The organism is Phormidium tenue FACHB-1050, from assembly GCF_014696925.1.
GTDB lineage: Bacteria > Cyanobacteriota > Cyanobacteriia > Pseudanabaenales > Pseudanabaenaceae > Pseudanabaena.
Genome location: NZ_JACJQY010000037.1, coordinates 39,942 through 58,871 on the forward strand (window position 1 = coordinate 39,942; position 18,930 = coordinate 58,871).

General features: G+C 43.3%; 10 protein-coding genes and 1 pseudogene. 7 read left to right on the top strand and 4 right to left on the bottom strand.

Translation table 11 applies throughout. The features are described from left to right. Window positions 1–31: 31 nt before the first annotated feature. The 3 genes from H6G05_RS18895 to H6G05_RS18905 form a co-directional block, all read right to left on the bottom strand. Complete coding sequence (locus H6G05_RS18895; protein WP_190580330.1) at window positions 32–595, bottom strand: Uma2 family endonuclease; 564 nt, start codon at window positions 593–595, stop codon at window positions 32–34. 242 nt (window positions 596–837) lie between these two features. After that, the gene (locus H6G05_RS18900) at window positions 838–3,306 is read right to left on the bottom strand and encodes a tetratricopeptide repeat protein (RefSeq protein ID WP_190580332.1); all 2,469 of its coding nucleotides are present in this window, start codon (window positions 3,304–3,306) and stop codon (window positions 838–840) included. Between the two features lie 44 nt (window positions 3,307–3,350). Further along, window positions 3,351–4,316 carry a caspase family protein gene (locus H6G05_RS18905; protein ID WP_242025640.1) on the bottom strand — a complete coding sequence of 322 codons (966 nt, stop codon included), beginning with the start codon at window positions 4,314–4,316 and terminating at the stop codon, window positions 3,351–3,353. A gap of 130 nt (window positions 4,317–4,446) precedes the next feature. Here H6G05_RS18905 and H6G05_RS18910 point away from each other — a divergent pair, with 130 nt between their 5' ends. Together H6G05_RS18910 and H6G05_RS25655 are read left to right on the top strand one after the other, a co-directional pair. After that, the gene (locus H6G05_RS18910; protein ID WP_190580334.1) at window positions 4,447–4,905 is read left to right on the top strand and encodes a hypothetical protein; all 459 of its coding nucleotides are present in this window, start codon (window positions 4,447–4,449) and stop codon (window positions 4,903–4,905) included. Window position 4,906: 1 nt separating this feature from the next. Then, window positions 4,907–5,029, top strand: coding sequence for a hypothetical protein (locus H6G05_RS25655; RefSeq protein ID WP_277874771.1), 123 nt, complete (start codon window positions 4,907–4,909; stop codon window positions 5,027–5,029). Between the two features lie 455 nt (window positions 5,030–5,484). Here the strand turns inward: H6G05_RS25655 and H6G05_RS25435 are convergent, their stop codons facing one another. Beyond that, window positions 5,485–13,995 carry a choice-of-anchor I family protein gene (locus H6G05_RS25435; protein ID WP_190580336.1) on the bottom strand — a complete coding sequence of 2,837 codons (8,511 nt, stop codon included), beginning with the start codon at window positions 13,993–13,995 and terminating at the stop codon, window positions 5,485–5,487. Window positions 13,996–14,850: 855 nt separating this feature from the next. On the opposite strand from H6G05_RS25435, the gene rpsD reads away from it, so the two are divergent. The 5 genes and pseudogenes from rpsD to H6G05_RS18945 all read left to right on the top strand — a co-directional run. Further along, window positions 14,851–15,459, top strand: a complete 609-nt coding sequence (gene rpsD, locus H6G05_RS18925) for a 30S ribosomal protein S4 (protein ID WP_094528875.1) — start codon at window positions 14,851–14,853, stop codon at window positions 15,457–15,459. A 121-nt stretch (window positions 15,460–15,580) separates the two neighbouring features. Then, window positions 15,581–16,168 (top strand): DUF3038 domain-containing protein, encoded by a 588-nt coding sequence (locus H6G05_RS18930; RefSeq protein WP_094528872.1) that lies wholly within the window; start codon window positions 15,581–15,583, stop codon window positions 16,166–16,168. Next, the gene (locus tag H6G05_RS18935; RefSeq protein WP_190580338.1) at window positions 16,168–16,890 is read left to right on the top strand and encodes a DUF4335 domain-containing protein; all 723 of its coding nucleotides are present in this window, start codon (window positions 16,168–16,170) and stop codon (window positions 16,888–16,890) included. The genes H6G05_RS18930 and H6G05_RS18935 overlap by 1 nt, the downstream gene beginning before the upstream one ends. 148 nt (window positions 16,891–17,038) lie before the next feature. Continuing rightward, window positions 17,039–18,139 (top strand): LuxR C-terminal-related transcriptional regulator, encoded by a 1,101-nt coding sequence (locus H6G05_RS18940; RefSeq protein WP_190580340.1) that lies wholly within the window; start codon window positions 17,039–17,041, stop codon window positions 18,137–18,139. 419 nt (window positions 18,140–18,558) lie between these two features. Further along, window positions 18,559–18,930, top strand: a pseudogene (locus H6G05_RS18945) (photosystem II q(b) protein); the annotation flags it as partial.

An 18,930-nucleotide genomic window follows, 5' to 3' on the forward strand; every position in this document is an offset into this window, starting at 1 on the left:
TAGGAATGGTGCAAGCTCTCAGTTATTCTAGTTAAAATGCAATCCCTTCATAGAGAAGCTCGATCGCAAACTCAAATTCAAGACTTGATAGGGTAATCGTATCGCCAGCAATATAGGGGTAGTACAGCCACATTCTGCCTTCGCCGCGTGCGTAGCGCTCTACTGATATCTTGTCGGAATTGATGAGTAGATATTCTTGTAAGCTGGGGATGGAGAGATAGTTGGTAAATTTCTCGCCGCGATCTCTGGCACTGGTTCCAGGGGAGAGAACTTCGGCAATTATGGTCGGACTTTGGATAAATTTACGGGCGTTAAGATCTTGAGGATCGCAACTGACGACAACATCAGGATAGTAATAGGGGCTATTGGTTGTAACTTGCACTTTGACATCGGCGACGTTGATGCGACAGCCACGCGATCGAACTTGGGGATATAGGGATCTGTAGAGGTTGAGGGTGATGTCGTTATGGGCGAGTGTGCCGCCTGTCATGGCGAATACTTCACCGTTGATATATTCATGGCGGAGATCTTGCTGGGTTTCCCATTCAAGATATTCTTTTATGGACATTCTAGGTTCGTGAGATATGGCAAGCATATTTTCCTCCTTGCATTTGATCCAAGACTAATGAATTATGTTTAGCCAATGGTTAGGTAGATTGTGATCGATGTATTTGTATCTTTTTTATCATCACGAAATGGATATTCAAAATCTATTTCACACTAAACTAATGACCATTTTTGATATTTATTTTAGCAATTTGATTAATAGCAATTTCCTCACTTTTGAAATAACAATAATATTTCATTGCTCTTTATTATGAATATACTAAATTGAAGTTAAGGAATAATATGCAATTTTTCCAATCTCTCTTTACATTTTATTGTCCAAGAATGTTTACTTCCTAATCCTTTTTCTAGAATATTCAAGGCTTCTGCATAAAATTTTTGAGCAATTTGATTATAACCTTTCATCTCGTACATTATTGCTAAATTATCTAAGCATTGACCTACCCTCGGATGTTCTTCCCCTAATGTCTTTTTAAATATATCTAAGGCTTTATGAAAATTTAGCTCTGCTTCACTGTAGCGCTTTTGATCTCGGTAGAGGTTTGCGATATTTTTAAGGCAGGATGCAAATTCAGGATGATCAGAACCTAATTGCTTTTCAAAAACAGTTAAAGCCCTTTTATGTAATATCTCTGCTTCATCATATCTTTTCTGAAGACGACAACAATGAGCAAAATTATCAAGGCATATTGCTAAGTCTGGGTGTTCAGAACCTAATTGTTTTTCAAAAATAGTTAAAGCTCTTTGATAAATAGGTTCTGCTTTGCTATAGAGTTCTTGTGCGACATAAAGTACAGCTAAATTGTCAAGATATATTGCTAAATCAGGATGCTCACTTCCTAAATGTTTCTCCAAAATAGTCAGCGAACTTTGATAAAGCGCTTCAGCTTCGATATACCGACCTTGTTTTTTATAAAGTAGTCCAAGATTATTAAGACTTTTAGCTACGTCAGAATGGTCAGAACCTAACTGCTTCTCAAAAATGGTCAATGCAGTTTTTTGTAGAGGTTCTGATTCATCATACCGTCCCTGATCCCGATAAAGTTCTGCTAAATCGCTAAGACTTTCAGCTACTGTCTGGTGTTCATCTCCCCACCAATACTGACGAAGTTTAAGTGAGCGCTTATGAAGTTCTTCTGCATCTTTGTAGCGACCTTGCAAAGAGTAAATTGACGCTAGTCTATTAAGATTTGTTGCTACATCAAGACTATCCATTCCAAAGTAAATTTGACTGGTTAGTAAACATTGGGAATACCATTTTTCTGACTGAATATACAATCCTTTAAATTTGTAAAACCAGCCTAAGCTAGAGTAAGCTATAATTCGCTCTTTGTCATTTAGATAAGTAAATAGATTATTAACTACTTCTTCTAAGTGAGGAATGACAAGATCTATGGGTACGAGATAAGGTTTGTCGGTTGGAGTATTAGTGTTTTTTTGAGCTATTTCCACCATTGTTTTACAAAAGTGTTCTTTTAGCGTATGAACATGAAGAGATTGCTCTAACTTTGTCTGAATAAAGCTACGAATTAGTGGATGTAATCGGTAAGATTCAAAATTAGTTCTTTGTAGCAAATGTAAATTTAATAATTCGCTGTCACGAGTTTCTTCTATCTCTTCTAGATCTTTATCAATCCAACATAACTCTATTAGTGACCAAGAAACTTGGGTTTCAGCAAATAAACTCAGCAGATATCCTATGGATTTAGCACTTTCTGATAATGTATCCCAACTTAACTCAAATGCAGTCGCAACACTTAATGGAGCCGTCATATCGGCATCTGGCTGACATAAGGCTTTCACTGATAATCTTTTATCTTTTAGTCGTTTCTGCATTAATTTTAATGAAAGATCAGATTTGCGGTTCAGATATCTCCCCACAAGCTCTAGTCCTAATGGTAAGCAACCTAAATGAGCGCAAAGTTGTTTAGCTGCTTCTAGTGATGCTTGAATTCGATCACTTCCTACTAAAGACTCTAATAGTTCTATTGCTGCTTCTTGAGTTAAGACATCTAGTTCCAATTGATTGACAGAAACTCCCATACGTAGACGAGTAGTAATTATTACTTTAAAGCGATTTGCTGTTGAAGGGGGTAAGTAAGGTTGAATATCAGAGTAGTTTGTGACATCATCAAATATAAGCAAAACTTCACCTGATTTCCATTGTCGCCAGCAAAATTTTACTTGTTCCATTAATTCAAAATTTTCAGGTGGTAGAAGATTCAAAAATAATTTCGTAAATTGTACAATTTGAGTCCCTACGTCTACACCTCTTGCAGTAATCCAACAAATGCCAGATTGGTATGTTTCATGGTACTTCAGGGCATATTGTAGTGCTAATTCTGTCTTACCAATACCACCCATCCCAGTTATTGCTGAAATCGCAACACGATTATCGTGTTGCAACATTTTGTGAAGTTGAGTCATTACTTTGTTTCTACCGACAAACTCAACGACTCCACTTCGAGGAAGATTCTCAGGAACTCCTATGGGTTGAGCAAGATTCTTTTGGATAGCCTCAATCAAAGCATTAACTGCATCTTTATTCCAAGATAAGTAGATATGATCACCGATATATATATCTTTCCCATCGGTAATATTGACGTTGAATTTAGCGAACTGCGTTTTAATTTCATGATCATTATTCTCAAGTAACCGCGACAAAACAGCCATATCTTTTTCTGTATGACTGCCTTCTAGAATTCGCGCAATGATGCTATTTAATTGTTCTAAGTCCATAGTTTCAACCTTGCAATTTATGCATTAATGCAATTATCTAAACATCACTTGTTATAAATATCGCCAATATGTAACCCCTGCGCCTCATTAATATTCGTGATAAATTTTCCCTTCTGCACAATCTTATCAGCAATCTTATTAACTTTCTGCCCCACCTTAGACCTCACCTCATCCCAACCCTTCTCAGGTAAACCCTTACCACCCCGCAACAACGCGATCGCAAAATCACCCGTATCAAAATCAAAATGCGGCGTTTGGTCGCGATTATAAACCTCTCTCGTCGTCTCAGGTACAGACTTACCCAAATAATTCATCAAATTGGAAACCCGTACCACGCGATCACCAGCCTGATTACCCGCCCCCTGCAACGCCTCCAAAAAGTGAAACGTATAGATACTCAGCGATTGATCCTTGAGAATCCATGACTCCTGATGTCCTTCCGAAGACGTAAACACAACCCGACCCTTACCCCGTTTTAGATCATCAATTAACCCCTTAGAAAATGCCACACGCTCAAACCCATCAAACTCATCCATTAACTCAGCATCAGCATCTTTAGAAGTCGCCATTCCCGCCGCATGACAGCTATCAATCACAACCAACAACCTTTCCGCATCAATCTCGCGTATCGCAGTTGTAAATACTTCAGCCGATAAAGCCGACGCAGTCAACTTAGTAGGCTTCACATCATGCTGTAGCAAGTAGTAGCGATTATCAGACTTATCAACCCATCCATGCCCCGAATAATAAACGATCGCCGTAGCCTCACCGTCAGATTCCACCTTTCCCTTCAGCCAACTCAAACCCTGTAAAATCCCATCACGAGTAGCTTCAGCATTATTCAGTACCCGAATCTGCTCTTGAGGATAACCACAAAGATCTCGATCGGTTAGCGCCCCATAAATTGCTTGTGTATCCTTAACCGTTACAGGCAAAGATAATGGATGGTATTTTGACTCGCCAACACCAATCAACAAAGCATAGCCATGATTAAACGTTTCAGCCATCATCTTTGACCCATCAACTAGCTTTTATTTTAAACTAAATCAACGTAGAATAGTACGTACATCTATAGCTATTCTCCAAAAACAATCATTACAATTTTCCCACACGCTCAAAACCAACTGTTGACCAAAAACTATGAACTCCATTTACTCTGATGAACTAGTCACAGCCACCGAGCTAAACCGTCAACCAGGCAGAATCTTAGACAAAGCCCTAGAACATCCCATCACCATTACCCGCAACGACCAATCCTTTGCCCTACTGCGGCGAGAAGACGTAGCTCTATTTGTAAAAACTGCCCAACATAGCCGCGAAATTGTCGAACTTCTCAATACCGCCTTCCGTTTATTGCTAAACCAAAAAATTGGCGCAGAGCATCCCTATGGTTGGCTTGGAGCATTTGATGCAGACGAATTGAATGAATTTATTAACGAAGTGATCTTAGCCTATCGCTCAGTTGCCTTACAAGAAACAAAAAATTTCGACAAGGCATGGAATGAATTAGAAGCAATTATCCATGAATGGTATGAGAACGCCTTAGCGATCGCCAATCCAGAATTAGAAGCAGCCTTTACTCAAATCAAGCAATCTTGATATGACAGAAAACATCACCGAAGAAATCAACGAAAATATCGAACCACCAGAAGTAAAGCTGACAACTCCTGATTCACCTGAGACTTCTAATACACCTAAGATAGAAACTATTTGGCTAGAGTAGTAGCTAAAAATCGTCGCGTAAATCGAGATTGGGAAGCCCTGATTCAGCGAAATTCTGAAAATTAGACGTTGCTACAAAGACCTACAGACAGCACCAATAACGAGACAGCCTGGACGAGTATTTCCGTTAAAAGGCAAAAAATATAGAGGCGTATGGGAATATGAAGTGTCTGGCGGAGATAGAGTATTTTACGTTCCTGATGAAACTCAATTGAAAGTAGTTGTTTTCTATGCTGGAAAGCATATTCAACCTGCTCCAACACCCTAATGATGCCCTGCTTATTCGGCTGAGTAATCTCCCACTGATTACAGCGATCGCTGTTTGATTTGAGGTGAGTTGCAATCGCAGTTTGATGGGTGGCGATCGCAAAAAAAATAAAACACCCTGTCCATTTGTGGACAGGGTGTTTTAAAACTTATAAAGCGTAGGAGTTTCTAGCGATCATCTAAAAGAGACTAGCTGAAGTTAAAGGTTGTAGGAATGGAACCAGCTAAGATGTTGTCATTGATATTGCTAGAAGCAAATCCAGTGACTCCATTTAAGGTTAGCAAGAGCGAACCATTCGCAAATCCACCGTTACCAGTAACACCATCACCTAAGCGGAACTGAGTGTTACCACCGACAGTCCGCACATCAACAGCAGCAATGTTATTGAACTGAAGTAAATCGCCTCCAACTCCACGCAGGAATTGATTCACCACGTCGCTATCATCACCGAGGCTGTAGACGACGGCATCAGTAGCTCCATCATTAAGCCCAAGGAACAGGGTGTCATTGCCAAACCCACCAACAAGTACATCTGCTCCCAATCCGCCGACTAGGGAATCATTTCCAAATCCACCACTGAGAGTATTGTTGCCATCGTTTCCTGTAATAACGTTATTGACGCTATTGCCAGTACCATTGATGTTTGCGCTACCAGTTAGAGTCAAGTTCTCAAGGTTTTCGCTTAGAGTCCAAGACACATTGGATTTCACCAAGTCTGTACCTTGATTTAAAGCTTCCGTAATCGAGTCACCCAAGTTATCGACAATGTAAGTGTCATTGCCATGACCACCAATGAGCGCATCTGCACCAACTCCACCATCAAGGATGTTGTTCCGATTGTTGCCAGTAATGATGTTATTCAACTCATTACCAGTTCCATTAATCGTATTGTTGCCTGTGAGCGTCAGGTTTTCGACATTGGCTTCCAAAGTGCGGGTGATGCTTGAAAGAATAGTGTCTATACCTTCGTTCGCCAACTCATTAACTGTGTCATTGACATTATCAACAATGTAGGTGTCTTGACCTAAGCCGCCGAACATTGTATCAGCGCCATTCTTCCCATCAAGGATATTGTTACCGATGTTGCCAATCAGGATGTTATTAAGGTTGTTACCAGTGCCATTAATATTAGCGTTACCAGTGAGGGTAAGATTTTCGAGGTTGTTACCTAAAGTCCAGTTAATGCTAGACAGAACAGTATCAGTTCCAGAGGAATCAGAGATATTGTCATTGATGTTATCAACAACGTAAGTGTCGTTACCTGCTCCACCAATTAGGCGATCGCCTCCTAAACCACCATCTAAGATGTCATCGCCAAATTCACCACGGAGAGTGTTCTCCCCATCGTTGCCTGTGATGATGTCGTTTCCAAAGCCGCCTGTGACGTTCTCAATGTTGGCGATCGCAGTAAAGCCAGATGCTAACCCAGTGGATAGATTAACCATCAAATTGGCTGTAGTTGAGCCGTAATCAAGGGTGTCGATACCACCAAGTAGATCGACGGTGATGGATTCAACATCGGTTACTGTACCACCTGCAATTATTGAAACTGGCGTTCCATTGAAGACTACACTCAAGGTCTCAGAATTGGTTTTACCAAGAATGTTCAGGGTGTCGTTGCCAGCACCACCATCAACGATATCTCTACCATCACCAACGGTATAGAGGAAGGTGTCATCACCAGCAAGCCCGTTCAGAATATCGTTGTTGCCAAGTCCAGAAATAATGTCCTGACCATTAGTACCTGTGAAAGTATTGGCACTTGAAGTACCAACATAGAAGTCACCTGTGACAATGGTTGGAACAGAGGTAAGTGTTTCGACTGTGCCTTGGTCATCGGTGTAGCTTAATACTACTCGCAATTGACGATTGACTTGAGCTTGAGTGGGGGTAAAGGTGCTGTTGGTTGCGCCTACGATGTTGGTGAATGTTGTGCCGCCGCCAACATCTGATTGTTGCCATTGATAGGTATAGACAGCATTAACTAAACCATCAGCATCAGTAAACAAGTTGCTAGCAACAAGCTGTTGCGCTTCCGTTGGAGTGGTATCTGAAATCGATACTGCGCCGACTGGAGCATCGTTAACAGCCGCGATCGCAATGGTTTGGGTTGCAGCTACTGAGCCTCCCTTACCATCAATCACGTTGTAGCTCAAGTTAACCGTGCCATTGAAGTTTGCATCGGGAGTGAAGCTGTAAGTACCGTTTCCATTATTGGTGAGAGTACCGTTCGTGGCTGTGAGTTGAGCTACTGCTAGAACATTGTTGTTCACGTCGGTATAGCCCGCGAGTAGATCAGCTTCTGCGATCGCATAGGTTGTATCTTCTTGACCAGCAGCAAGGATGGCAGGAGTTCCTGTCAGTACTGGTGGGCTATTCGTTACTGATGTAAATACTTGATCTTGACGAACGCTGAGATTTTGGATGCGTGTATCAAGGTTAGCGGCAACATCCGCAGCATTGAAAGGATTAGTACTAAACTGATCGCCGAGGTATTCGGCAAATGCGTCCTGCTCAGATCCTGCTGCGGCAAAAGTGAATTGACCTGCGGCTAGTGCGAGAGCTGGATCGATAATGCCATTGCCATTGAGGTCAATCGATTCACCACGTAAATCTACGCGATTAGCGATCGCGGCATTGTCTCTCACAAACTTAGGGAATGGATAGTTATCACCACCAAGTCCACCTGTGCTGCTTGTTCCTGCGAGGAAGTTCAAGGTCACCATGCGGAAGGTGCGGCTAGCGTCGCCAACCAATACGCCATCGCGAACAATTACATCCTTAATCGATCCATCGTCATTGAGTACGACCAGATTTTGAACTCGGCTGCCTTGGGTGGTGACTTCACCAGTACTACTATTAAAGGCGATCGCTGTTTTGGTGGGGTCAAAGCTAAATTTCAATCCGCCTACCTGTGGGAACTGCCCAGGAGTATTTCCAGGACGAGTCCCAGCTACAGAATGTTCGATTACCCACTGAAGTTGTTGCGCTGTAACCGTGATCAAGCTCAAACCATTATTAAACCGTAGGGAATTCTCAACATCCAACTGAGAGACATCACCAGTTTGTTTGTTTGGCGCAAGGGGATTGGGCTGCGTTGGTAGTTTCTGAATATCATCACTATTGACTGCACCAGAAGATGCCGAAACTACGCCAATGTTGTCGCGGATGCCACCACCATTTTTTAGGGAAATGACAACGGTAGGATCAATTTGCTTAGCTAGCCAGAGATTGGCATCAGCAGTGAGATTCCCAAAATTGGTTTCTTGAGTACGCACATCATCGCGAGTTCCATTCAGGAATACGCTTGATTTGCCCACAATCAAATTGTCCTTAGTAGCAATGACATTGCGGATACCATCGGTGATTGCCACAACATTAGGATTCGCCACATCTCTTGGATTTACATCAGTACCATAAACGCGATCGACACCCGCTTCATCCGTAGCATAGGCTCCATTGATACTGCTATTGAGTGCGTTGACATTGAGAATGCCATTACTGTCAAACTCAGTGACTAAGCGCCCCACATACTTGTAGTTTCCATCGGTATTCGCGACTAGCACAGGATTGCCATCGGCATCCGTTCTCACAACTGGGTAAACACCATCGCTAGTATCACCCGATCGCAAAACATCATTACTATCTGACAGCAATGTGTTTGATCCACCTGCAATGATAATATCCACATCGCGTAAGCGAGGAGCAAGCTCGTCGCGTTCAATGTTGAACTGCTGCATATGGGACAGCAAAATGATTTTATTAATACCTTGAGCCTTGAGAATATTTACAGTAGATTGAATCTCGGCGGCCAGAGCATCATAATCAGTCGGATTAGATGGCGAGATGCCAATACTGCCACTAGAGGAAATATTCGCCAAGGTGGGAGTTGTTGCACCGACAATACCGATCCTTTGATCATCAGCATTTCCTGTAATTCCATCATTACCCGCTAAGGTAATTACGGTACTCTTCGCCAATTTACCTTTGATGGTACTGGCTTCGGCAGTGGTTTGATTGGTAGCTAGGTCTGATGTACCTAGGTTGCCCGCAGTAATTTCGGGACTGAAGTTCAGGTTGGTGCTGAGATAGGGGAACGCTGTGCCAGGATTACCGCTGCCCGTGCGGATAACGTCGCGAACTTGCCTTACTCCCAAATCAAACTCGTGATTACCCAAGGCGGATGCTTGAATTCCAAAAGCATTGAGAATGCCAATGTCACCACGACCAATTACTGGAGCAGTACTTGTTCCTAAGCCACCGACTCCGTTGAGACTAAGATCACTGGAAGCATTGAAAAAAGCACCAGGGATGTAATTGTCACCAGAGGACAATGTCAGGGTATTGGGAATGATACTACTTGGCAAGTTAGGATCAGTTCTTAAGCGATTCAGAACCGCAGAAAATCTCACCGCATCATCGATCGCTGGAATTCCACCTTCAAAATCGGAAGCATGGAGGATTTGCATTCTGAAAGGCGCGTTAGGATCAGGGATTGTTGGCAGATTAAACCTTGCCACAATAGGATCGTGGTCGCTAATTTGATCGGCAAACTCCGAGTTAATATGAACCACATCAAAACCATCTAGTTTGCTGCTGAGATTGTTGCTAGCTAGAATGTGATCCAGTGTTTGTGCGTTGCCTTGGAAGTTGTAGGTATAGCGCTCATTAGCTGGCAGAGTTTCGACTAAAGTATTCAACCCACCACTTTCCAAAATGCTGAGGGGACTAGAGAACTCGAAATCATTCAAGTCACCTGCTACCACGACATTAGCATTGGGGTTTGTTGCCAACAGTCCTTGTACGAAGTCTTTGACGATGGTGGCTTGCTGGTTGCGTTGTACTTCACTGCTTAATGTCGGTGGTTGGTTAGGTCCAAATAGAGGTTGATCGCCACCTTTGGAATTGAAGTGGTTACCGATGACGGTTACTTCCTGTCCATTGAAGACAAATTTGCCTACGAGCGGTTTGCGGCTGCTAGCAAAAGCATCACCATCAGCAAGGTTGCTATCGGTCAAGCGTTGCAATGAGCCTTCAACAAAATTCACGCGATTAGGATTAAACAGAAAAGCTACGCGGATGTTGCCTCCAAGTTGCCCACCATCCTGATTGTTGACGGGGTTAATTTGGCGATATTCGTAAGTAGGTCCACCTGCGGCAGCGATCGCATTAATCAGAGTTTGCAAAGTGATATCTGCATCGACCGTGCCATTGTTAGTCGCTCCATTATTATCCTGAATCTCTTCCAGATTAATGATGTCGGGGGACTTCATGTTGGTGACAATTGCACTGGCGATCGCATTAAATGTCGTGTCGCTAGGATCAAGGTTTTCCACATTGAAAGTTGCTACCGTCAATTGTGTGGCACTTCCTGCTAGATTGGTGACTTCTTTTTGTAAAGTGGAAGGCTGCACCACTGTTGGCGCATTTGAAACCAACACTTCGTAGTTGTTGAAGTCGTAGCTGACCACACCTGTAATCGAGCTAAGTTGAGCGCCGACATTCACATTGGGAAGTAATACCGAGGAATTGTTGAGATCATCGATTTGAATCCGTTCTGGATTGAAGTCATTAGCGGTAATCAAGCTACCGCCTCGGCTAGTGCGACTGGTTGCATTAGCGCCATTATCTGCCAACACCCAAATTTCTTCTGATGTGCCAAAGTTGGCGGTGGGTGAAGTTGCTACAGGATTGTTCACTTGCACCCGCATTCCTTCTAAACTTTCGTAGAAGTCAATCCCATCTTGAGCAGGATCAAAAGTAGTACCAGCATTCTCCACATTGCCACTAGCTGCATCATTACTGATGATCTGGTTGGGAATTGCCCGTCCACCGTTACCGAGAATCGTTGCAGCAGGCAAAGCATTACCACTAGAAAGCTTGGTAATCACTGGACTAATAATCTGAGTGATGGTCAGGTTATTCGCCGATCCGCCTGGACGGAACTCACTTACGGTTCCGTTAACTAATATTGAATCTCCCACTTGTACCGTTGGCGCAGAAGATGTAAATACAAAAATGCCTTCAGAAGTTGCATCATTGGCATCAGGATTGGGATCTTGCAAGTAGAAGCCATTAGAAGCGATCGCGGTGACAATTCCTGGTACAGCCGTAACAGACTGACCAACTAAAGGTGATCTGTGTCCACTGCCCTGAATGTCACTAATCCGAGTTCCTGCGTTAACGCTATACACTGCCACGGTATTGCTGATTTCATTAGCAACTACTAGCAGAGGTTGATTGTTGGGACTGTCGCTTGCAGAGATAAAGGTAAGCCCTTCGGGTCCAGAGTCACCAGCTACTGCCGCACTGAAGTCGCGAGTATTGAGATACTGCACAAAAGCGGGCTGAGTGGGATTGGTCACTTCATAGACCATAACTCCGCCAATGCGCTCTAAGCCAATAAAGGCATAGGTGCGACCATTGATCACGCCGACGGTCACGCCTTCTGGTTCTGGACCTTTGTTGTCGCTGCGATCGTCGAAGTTGTTATTGTCGTTGCTGGCATTAAATCTAGTTGGGAAAGCCGCAGCCGTAATCTGCTCTAGATCGTCGCCACTGTCATAAACCCGATTACCGTTGCTATCCCAGATTGAGAAGGAACGAGCGCCATAAGCTTGGATTTGATCAATATCGCCATCCCCATCTAGATCGCCCGTTGCATTGGTAACTTGCAACCGTCCTAGATTGGCATTGTTTTTAAGTGTGGCAGCATCAGGGAAAACGGTTGGGTCAAGAACATAACCAGGAGCCCCAACTCTTACCTCTTCGGAGAAGCCAGTATATCCGCGAGAATCACCTTCATTGGCTGTGACGTAGTAAGTTTGACCGTTAAAGCTATAGGAAGCAATAGCATCAGGTTGATAGAGTCCAACCACTGGCCAGTTTTGGATATTGATTTTACCTGCATTACCAACCCCTAAATCGCGATCGCTAGCATCAAATCCATTGCCGCTAAGACTGTGATCCTTAACGCCCAAAGGTCGAATTGATTCCACTGTCGCAGTGGCAATGTCAACTACAGCGATCGCATTGTTTTCCTGTAAAGTCACCCAAGCCTTGGTTCCATCACCTGAGAAAGCGATATACTCTGGTTCCAAATCCTGAGCCACACTCACTGTATCTGTCAGATTGGCGGTGCTGAGGTCTGGTCCAAAGATGCGAACGCCTGCTGCTTGCAAAGTAGCCTTTTGGTCGTTGAAGGGAACAAAAGAAGCTTCCTGTACAGTGGCGGAAGCTACCCCATTAGCGAGATTGATGATACTAACAGAGCCTACGGGATCAAAAGTGTAAGCATTGTTGGGTTGACCTTCATTGGCAACCAAAATCTTTGTGCCATCGGGTGTGAAGGTAAGCATATCTGGTAAGTAACCCACATTTACTTTTCCTAGATAAGCGCCATCGGCAGCATTAAAAAATTGCACTTCACCAAGGTTCTCGTTCGCAGTAGTTGCATTGGTAATCGCGATCGCCACAGCGACAATTCCCGCGCTCACCGTTCCCGCCTTACCAACGGCAACACTATTAGGAAGTAGTGCAAAGCCTCCTACCGTAGCACCATCTGGATCGCCACTAGTATTCAAAGCCAAGTCACCGATTTTGGTAGGACTTGCAGGATTTGCCAAGCTGAGAATTTCTACTACAGAACCTGCAACAACGAATAGGCGATCGCTAGCTGGATCGAAGGCAGGAATTTCAGCGCCGTTAGTGCTGCTATAACCACCAATTTTGGTTAAAAAGTTAGGTGCATTAGGTTCGGTAATATTTGCGGTGATGCCACTAATCGCCAGCCCATTGTAGTTCGCGTCACTGCTAGTAACTGTATGGGTAATATTCCCTGTATGCGCTCCCTCTGGAACGGCATCATTAATGGCTGCAACCGTTACATTTTGAGCAATATTCCAGTTAGCAGGTGTAAAGGTGATTGTTGTAGGGCTAGTTGTAGTTTGGGCAGTATTTCCGATCGCGATCGTGACATCTGCTGTTGGTTGACTATTGAGAACGATCGTGTAGCTATCGCTAGCTCCACCTTCCACCACACTGGTGTTACCTCCCGACTGAGTAATTGTTACACCAGCGGGTGTGACGATTACTCCTGTAGTTGGTGTGATTGAGAAATTGTCAATCGCTAAACCTGCATCATTACCTGCGTCATTAGAATCTACCCAGCGAATCCAGATTTCTGCTCCTGCGGGTAAATTGAGTCCACTTATCTCCCCATTGATGGCAATTGCATTGGAATTGCCATCCAAGGAACCGTTAGTAGCTACAGGTAAACCACCTACATAATCGAGGGTATCAACATCTGTCCAATTTCCTGTTGTTAGGCTAGTCGCACCAATTTGATAAGAAAAGTTAAGTGCATTTTGTGCGCTAGTGCTGCTTCGCCATTGCTCACCCGTGAAGCTAATTGATAATCTGGTAATCGTTTCACCAGTATTATTTACAAATTGAGCTCCAAACGTAGATACTAATGAACCAGACGCTTGTGCCCCAAGAGCGCGATCACTATCAGCACCAAAGCTGTAAGTATCACCTGCCGTTCCCGATCCCGTTCCAGCTGTGTAGGTTGCATTCGCATTGGTTCCAGCTTCAGAAAATACCCAGCCGTCAGGCAAAGTAGAACTCGTACCAGCACTTGCCAAAGTATCAAAGTTTTGAGTGTAAGTTGTTCCTGTTGTTAAGCTAATCGCTGCCATTTTTAGTTGCCTTGATAGATCTTGTGGAATAAGAGGGAATGATGATTAAACAAATACTTATAGAGAAAATGCATTAAAGAAAAATGCAAAGCACGACAAGATGTGAATCACTTGACACCAGCGTTTAGAATTGCAGGTGCAATTATCAAGTAATTCTTTTTAACTAGTTTTAGTACTTCCGAGAAGATGCTTAAATTCTCGTAGCTAATGGCTTTTTGAGGATCAAGCCCAGAAATAGAAATGTTCTAATGATCGCCAATGAAATACTTGCCCAATGCCAATATCAAGCGGTAATGGGGAGTATCTCACCAGAGATAAAATTAAGATTTTGTAAGCACCTAGAACCTAACTATTTACTGACACTTAAAACATATGTATTTTCTTGAACTCTAATCTTTTCCTTAATTAGCCTACAGGAAAGCTCTATAAGCTTGGGTTAAGAGAATCATACAATTTTGGTTAAGAGAAGGATAAATATTGAGGCTCACAAAAGTTCATTGTTTGCAATCAGCTCTTGTTTGGATATGGATACGATCGCCGTTGGAATTTAGTTGAAGCGATCGCTATTTGATGAGATTTAAGAGCGATCATTTTTAATTTATGAAATTTAATACTCAGGGTAATTAATAGTTAGGGTAATTAATAGTCAAACTAGCAGCCCTGAGTGTAGCAATCCTATTTTATTTGCAATCCTAAAGAGTGCGACCCGCAGGGTCGCACTCTTTAGGATTGCTACATTAGCCACAAAACGGGAAAAATTTTAATTTAACACCTTATAACTTTGTCAGTTTTTTTGGCAAAATTGCCATATACTAGATAGGCTGTCAAGTTTTCAACAGTAATAAGGAAGGAGCTATGTCCCGTTATAGAGGTCCGCGCCTCAGAATCGTCAGAAGACTCGGAGAGCTTCCCGGTCTAAGTCGCAAACAACCTAAGCACGCTTATCCACCTGGAATGCATGGTCAAGACCGCAAAAAGCGCTCTGAATATGCCGTGCGTCTCGAAGAAAAGCAAAAACTACGCTTTAACTACGGTCTAACCGAGACTCAAATGCTGCGCTATGTGCGTCGAGCCAGACGAGTTAAGGGTTCTACAGGCTTAGTATTACTACAATTGCTAGAAATGCGTCTAGACAATACCGTTTTCCGTATGGGATTTGCCCCGACGATTCCTGCTGCGCGTCAACTGGTAAATCATGGACATATCACCATCAACGGTAAGAGCGTAACTATTCCTAGTTATGGTGTGCGCCCAGGCGAAGTTATTAGCGTTAAAGATAACGAAAAATCGAAAAAGATCGTCGAGCGTAACCTCGAATTCCCAGGGCTTTCCAACATTCCTAGCCATTTAGAATTTGATAAGGCGAAGATGACTGGTAAGGTCAATGGCGTTGTCGAACGCGAATGGGTAGCATTGCAAGTGAACGAACTGCTGGTTATTGAGTACTACTCACGCCAAGCTTAAGGTTGAAGCACTCAGCTACGGGCTTTGTTGATCTTAGATAAATTGCTTGTAGCTGAACGCCTTTCAACTGGGTAAACTGCCAATTGGGTAAACTCTATTAGGTTCAACTTCACTGCGAATTATGCAGTTAAATATTTCTGCTCCTGTAAACCTCGATTTACACGTTCCTAAGGACTTTGTTCGGGGTTGTCCCCGCAGTGTCCGTATGGATATTGATCATCTGCTTCTAGCGATCGAGGCGCTGGATTTAGAAGCAGTTGAGGTAATGCTGGTCTTAATTGAGCAGTTAGGCTTACAAAAGACGATTCCTAGTCGTGTCGCTTTTTGGCGACTGCGTAATACTAATCCGCTTCGCCGCAACTATCAGCGGGCTAGTTTAAGTTGGGATGAGTTAAAGGCTTTGGTAAAAATAGTCTGTACGATCGCTAAGCAGTTAGATACTGGTTTGCGCTTACTGCTAAGTACCCATCAACAGATGATTGAGGGCAAGATCGAAGCATTAGGTTTGCAACAAAACCAAGGTTTTTTAGAAAATTATATTGATCGCTTCACATCTTTATATATCGGTCGGATGCGATCGCCTTCACCACTGAATAAAGAAGAAATTCGTGAGTTGGCGTTGCAATTGCTGACGCGGTTATTGTTGTGTAGTGGTGTTGCTGGCGAGTTTCGCCTGTGGAACAGTCTGTTTGATGGAGCGATCGCCTAATGATTCAACGCAGCTATAGTTTGCCAAGTTGTACTTTGCTGGTTGATGGGATCATCACAGGTAGTGATGTGATGTCAATTTTGACCAGTTTTAGTTGCCGCTTTAGCCATCACTCTGAGCCAATTGTGGGTGGTCTAGAACTACTCAATGCTTTAGTGAAAGTGGTAGGAGCCTATGCTCAGGCTTTAAAAAGTAATACTTTGGTGGCAATTCCTGAAAAGCAGGTGCGTCTCGAGCCTGAAGGAAAGCATCTGCATTTGCTTTCGGTATTACTAAATGAAGCTGATGCTCACAATCCCAAGCAGTTACAAATCAAACTGAATACGATTCAGCTTTTTGACCTGATGGAGAGTCTAGATCGTCTATGTTGCGATCCGACAACTTTGCCAGATTTAAAGCTTGTGACGCAAATTTCTGACTACCGATCGCAGGCTCAGTTAAATAGTCAAGCAGTTTCAGCGATCGCTGGTGTGGTCAGTTTAGCGATCGCGGCAACGGTTTTGTATTTTATCCCCATTCCCAAACCTCAACCAAAGCCAGCTCAAACTGTTCCAGTGCAAACTAAACCATTGCCCAAGGAGTCAACTCCGCCAACAGTTAGTCCAACTAGTTCGCCAAGTCCTGAAAGTTCTTCGCCAAGTCCTGAGACTACATCAAGTCCTGAGAGTTCACCAAGTCCTGAGAGTTCACCTAGTCCTACTTCTAGTGCTAGCCCGAATTAAAAAAAGAGATGTGCAAAGCACATCTCTTTTTTTATATGGTTTTCGTAGCGTCATATACATAGCTAAACATAGATCTGCGGCTCAATTGATATAGGAAGTTCTAGCTTGTCGGGCTAAAGCTTTTTGTGATCTTTGTGGGTTAGGTTTGATGACTGAGGTACTCGATCCGACCAAGCTTTTATTTGATTTGCATCGAGGAACAGAAATTGCTGAAACTTTTTCTGGATGTCTAGAGCCAGAGGCGATCGCGCATCGAGTGACTGATGGCATCGTGGAGCAGTTTGATTGTGCTTTTGCGCGGGTATGGTTGCTAGAACCAGATCGAAATTATTTGAAACTAGTTGCCTCTTCGGGAATGTATACGCGCATTGATGGCAGGTTTGCAAAAGTGCCAATGGGGGCTTATAAAGTGGGCAAGATTGCCCAAAATCGTGTTTCATTTTTAAGCAATCATTTGGCGGATGAACCTTGGGTTGGCGATCGCGACTGGGCAATTACTAATAATATTCGTGGCTTTGCTGGCTATCCATTGGAAATCAAAGGCAGGGTGGTGGGGGTTTTAGCGGCTTTTAGTCATCATGCCATGCCGCCCGAATTTCTAGAATTTTTACGGATGCTCTGCACGATCGCCGCGATCGCTATTGATAGCGCGTTCAAGCATCAACAGGAAAAGCAAGCTTGGCAAAGTATGAGCCAACATCAAGACACCGCCCAAGGTTCATTATCCGATCGCCTAGCCCATATTTTGAACTCCAATCGTTTAACCTTAGTGGGGACAGAACGAGTGCTGAGTCTAACTACTGATTATGTATTTTTGCGAGCTGCCGAAATTCTTAATCAAATCGGAGGTGCTTATTGTCGCTTAATTTACTCTGATATATCGATATCGCTAGAAGCGATCGTGGCAAAGACTAAAACTAAAATTGCTGATCCTCACACTTGGCTGCGATCGTTGTTTGGGGAATTGTTTTTGATTGTTTCTAGCTTGGGTGGTGTGATCAATATCCATCCAACTGAGTTACAAATTGCGATCGCGATCCCATTTGCCAAAGAATCAAATCCCCTCTCTGAGCGCGAATTGGAGATGATGCAGTTATTAACGCAAGGTTTACGCGATCGGGACATTGCTCAGCAGTTAGTAATCAGCGAAAGTACAGTTAAGTTTCATATCAATAACATTTTGTCTAAGCTGAAGGCGCGAACTAGGTTTCAAGCTTTACATCTAGCAATGGTTAATGGATGGATTTGAATTTATAGCTTCCGTCGATTGTGTTAGGACAAAAGCAAAACCCAAGGAGAGAATGGCGGCGCTTCGCGCCGCCATTCTCTCCTTGGGTTTTATGTCTTTATACACTTGGCGACAGCTATACAACAATTACAGAGCAAAAAAACTACAAGAAACAACCTAAAAGCATTGCAAAGCAATGCTTTTAGGTTGTTTCTTGGTTTGGGTTTGAGCGCAAAGCGCTGTAAAGGTGAGAGTGTGAAGCTCCTCTAGTCCTTTAAGTTAGTCAATCTCACTCTTAGAGAGTAGTTGAAACCTATTGGATATCTCTACAGACTGATTCGGGTTCTAAACACTTTACAAAACTCAATAAAGAAGATAATGTTTATTCATTGGCGAAAGCCAAATACATAATTCATAATTTCAAACGCAATCATAAACTAATGACCACAGCAGTACAAAGACGCGAAAGCGCTTCCATCTGGGATCAGTTTTGCAATTGGATCACCAGCACCGACAACCGCCTCTATGTAGGTTGGTTCGGCGTAATCATGATCCCTTGCTTACTCTCCGCCACCATTTGCTTCATCATCGCCTTCATCGCCGCACCTCCAGTCGATATCGACGGAATCCGCGAACCAGTAGCAGGCAGCTTGCTATTCGGAAACAACATGATTTCTGGCGCAGTTGTTCCTTCTTCTAACGCGATTGGCTTGCACTTTTACCCCATTTGGGAAGCAGACAGCCTCGACGAATGGCTATACAACGGTGGACCATACCAATTGGTAGTATTCCACTTCCTACTCGGCATTTTC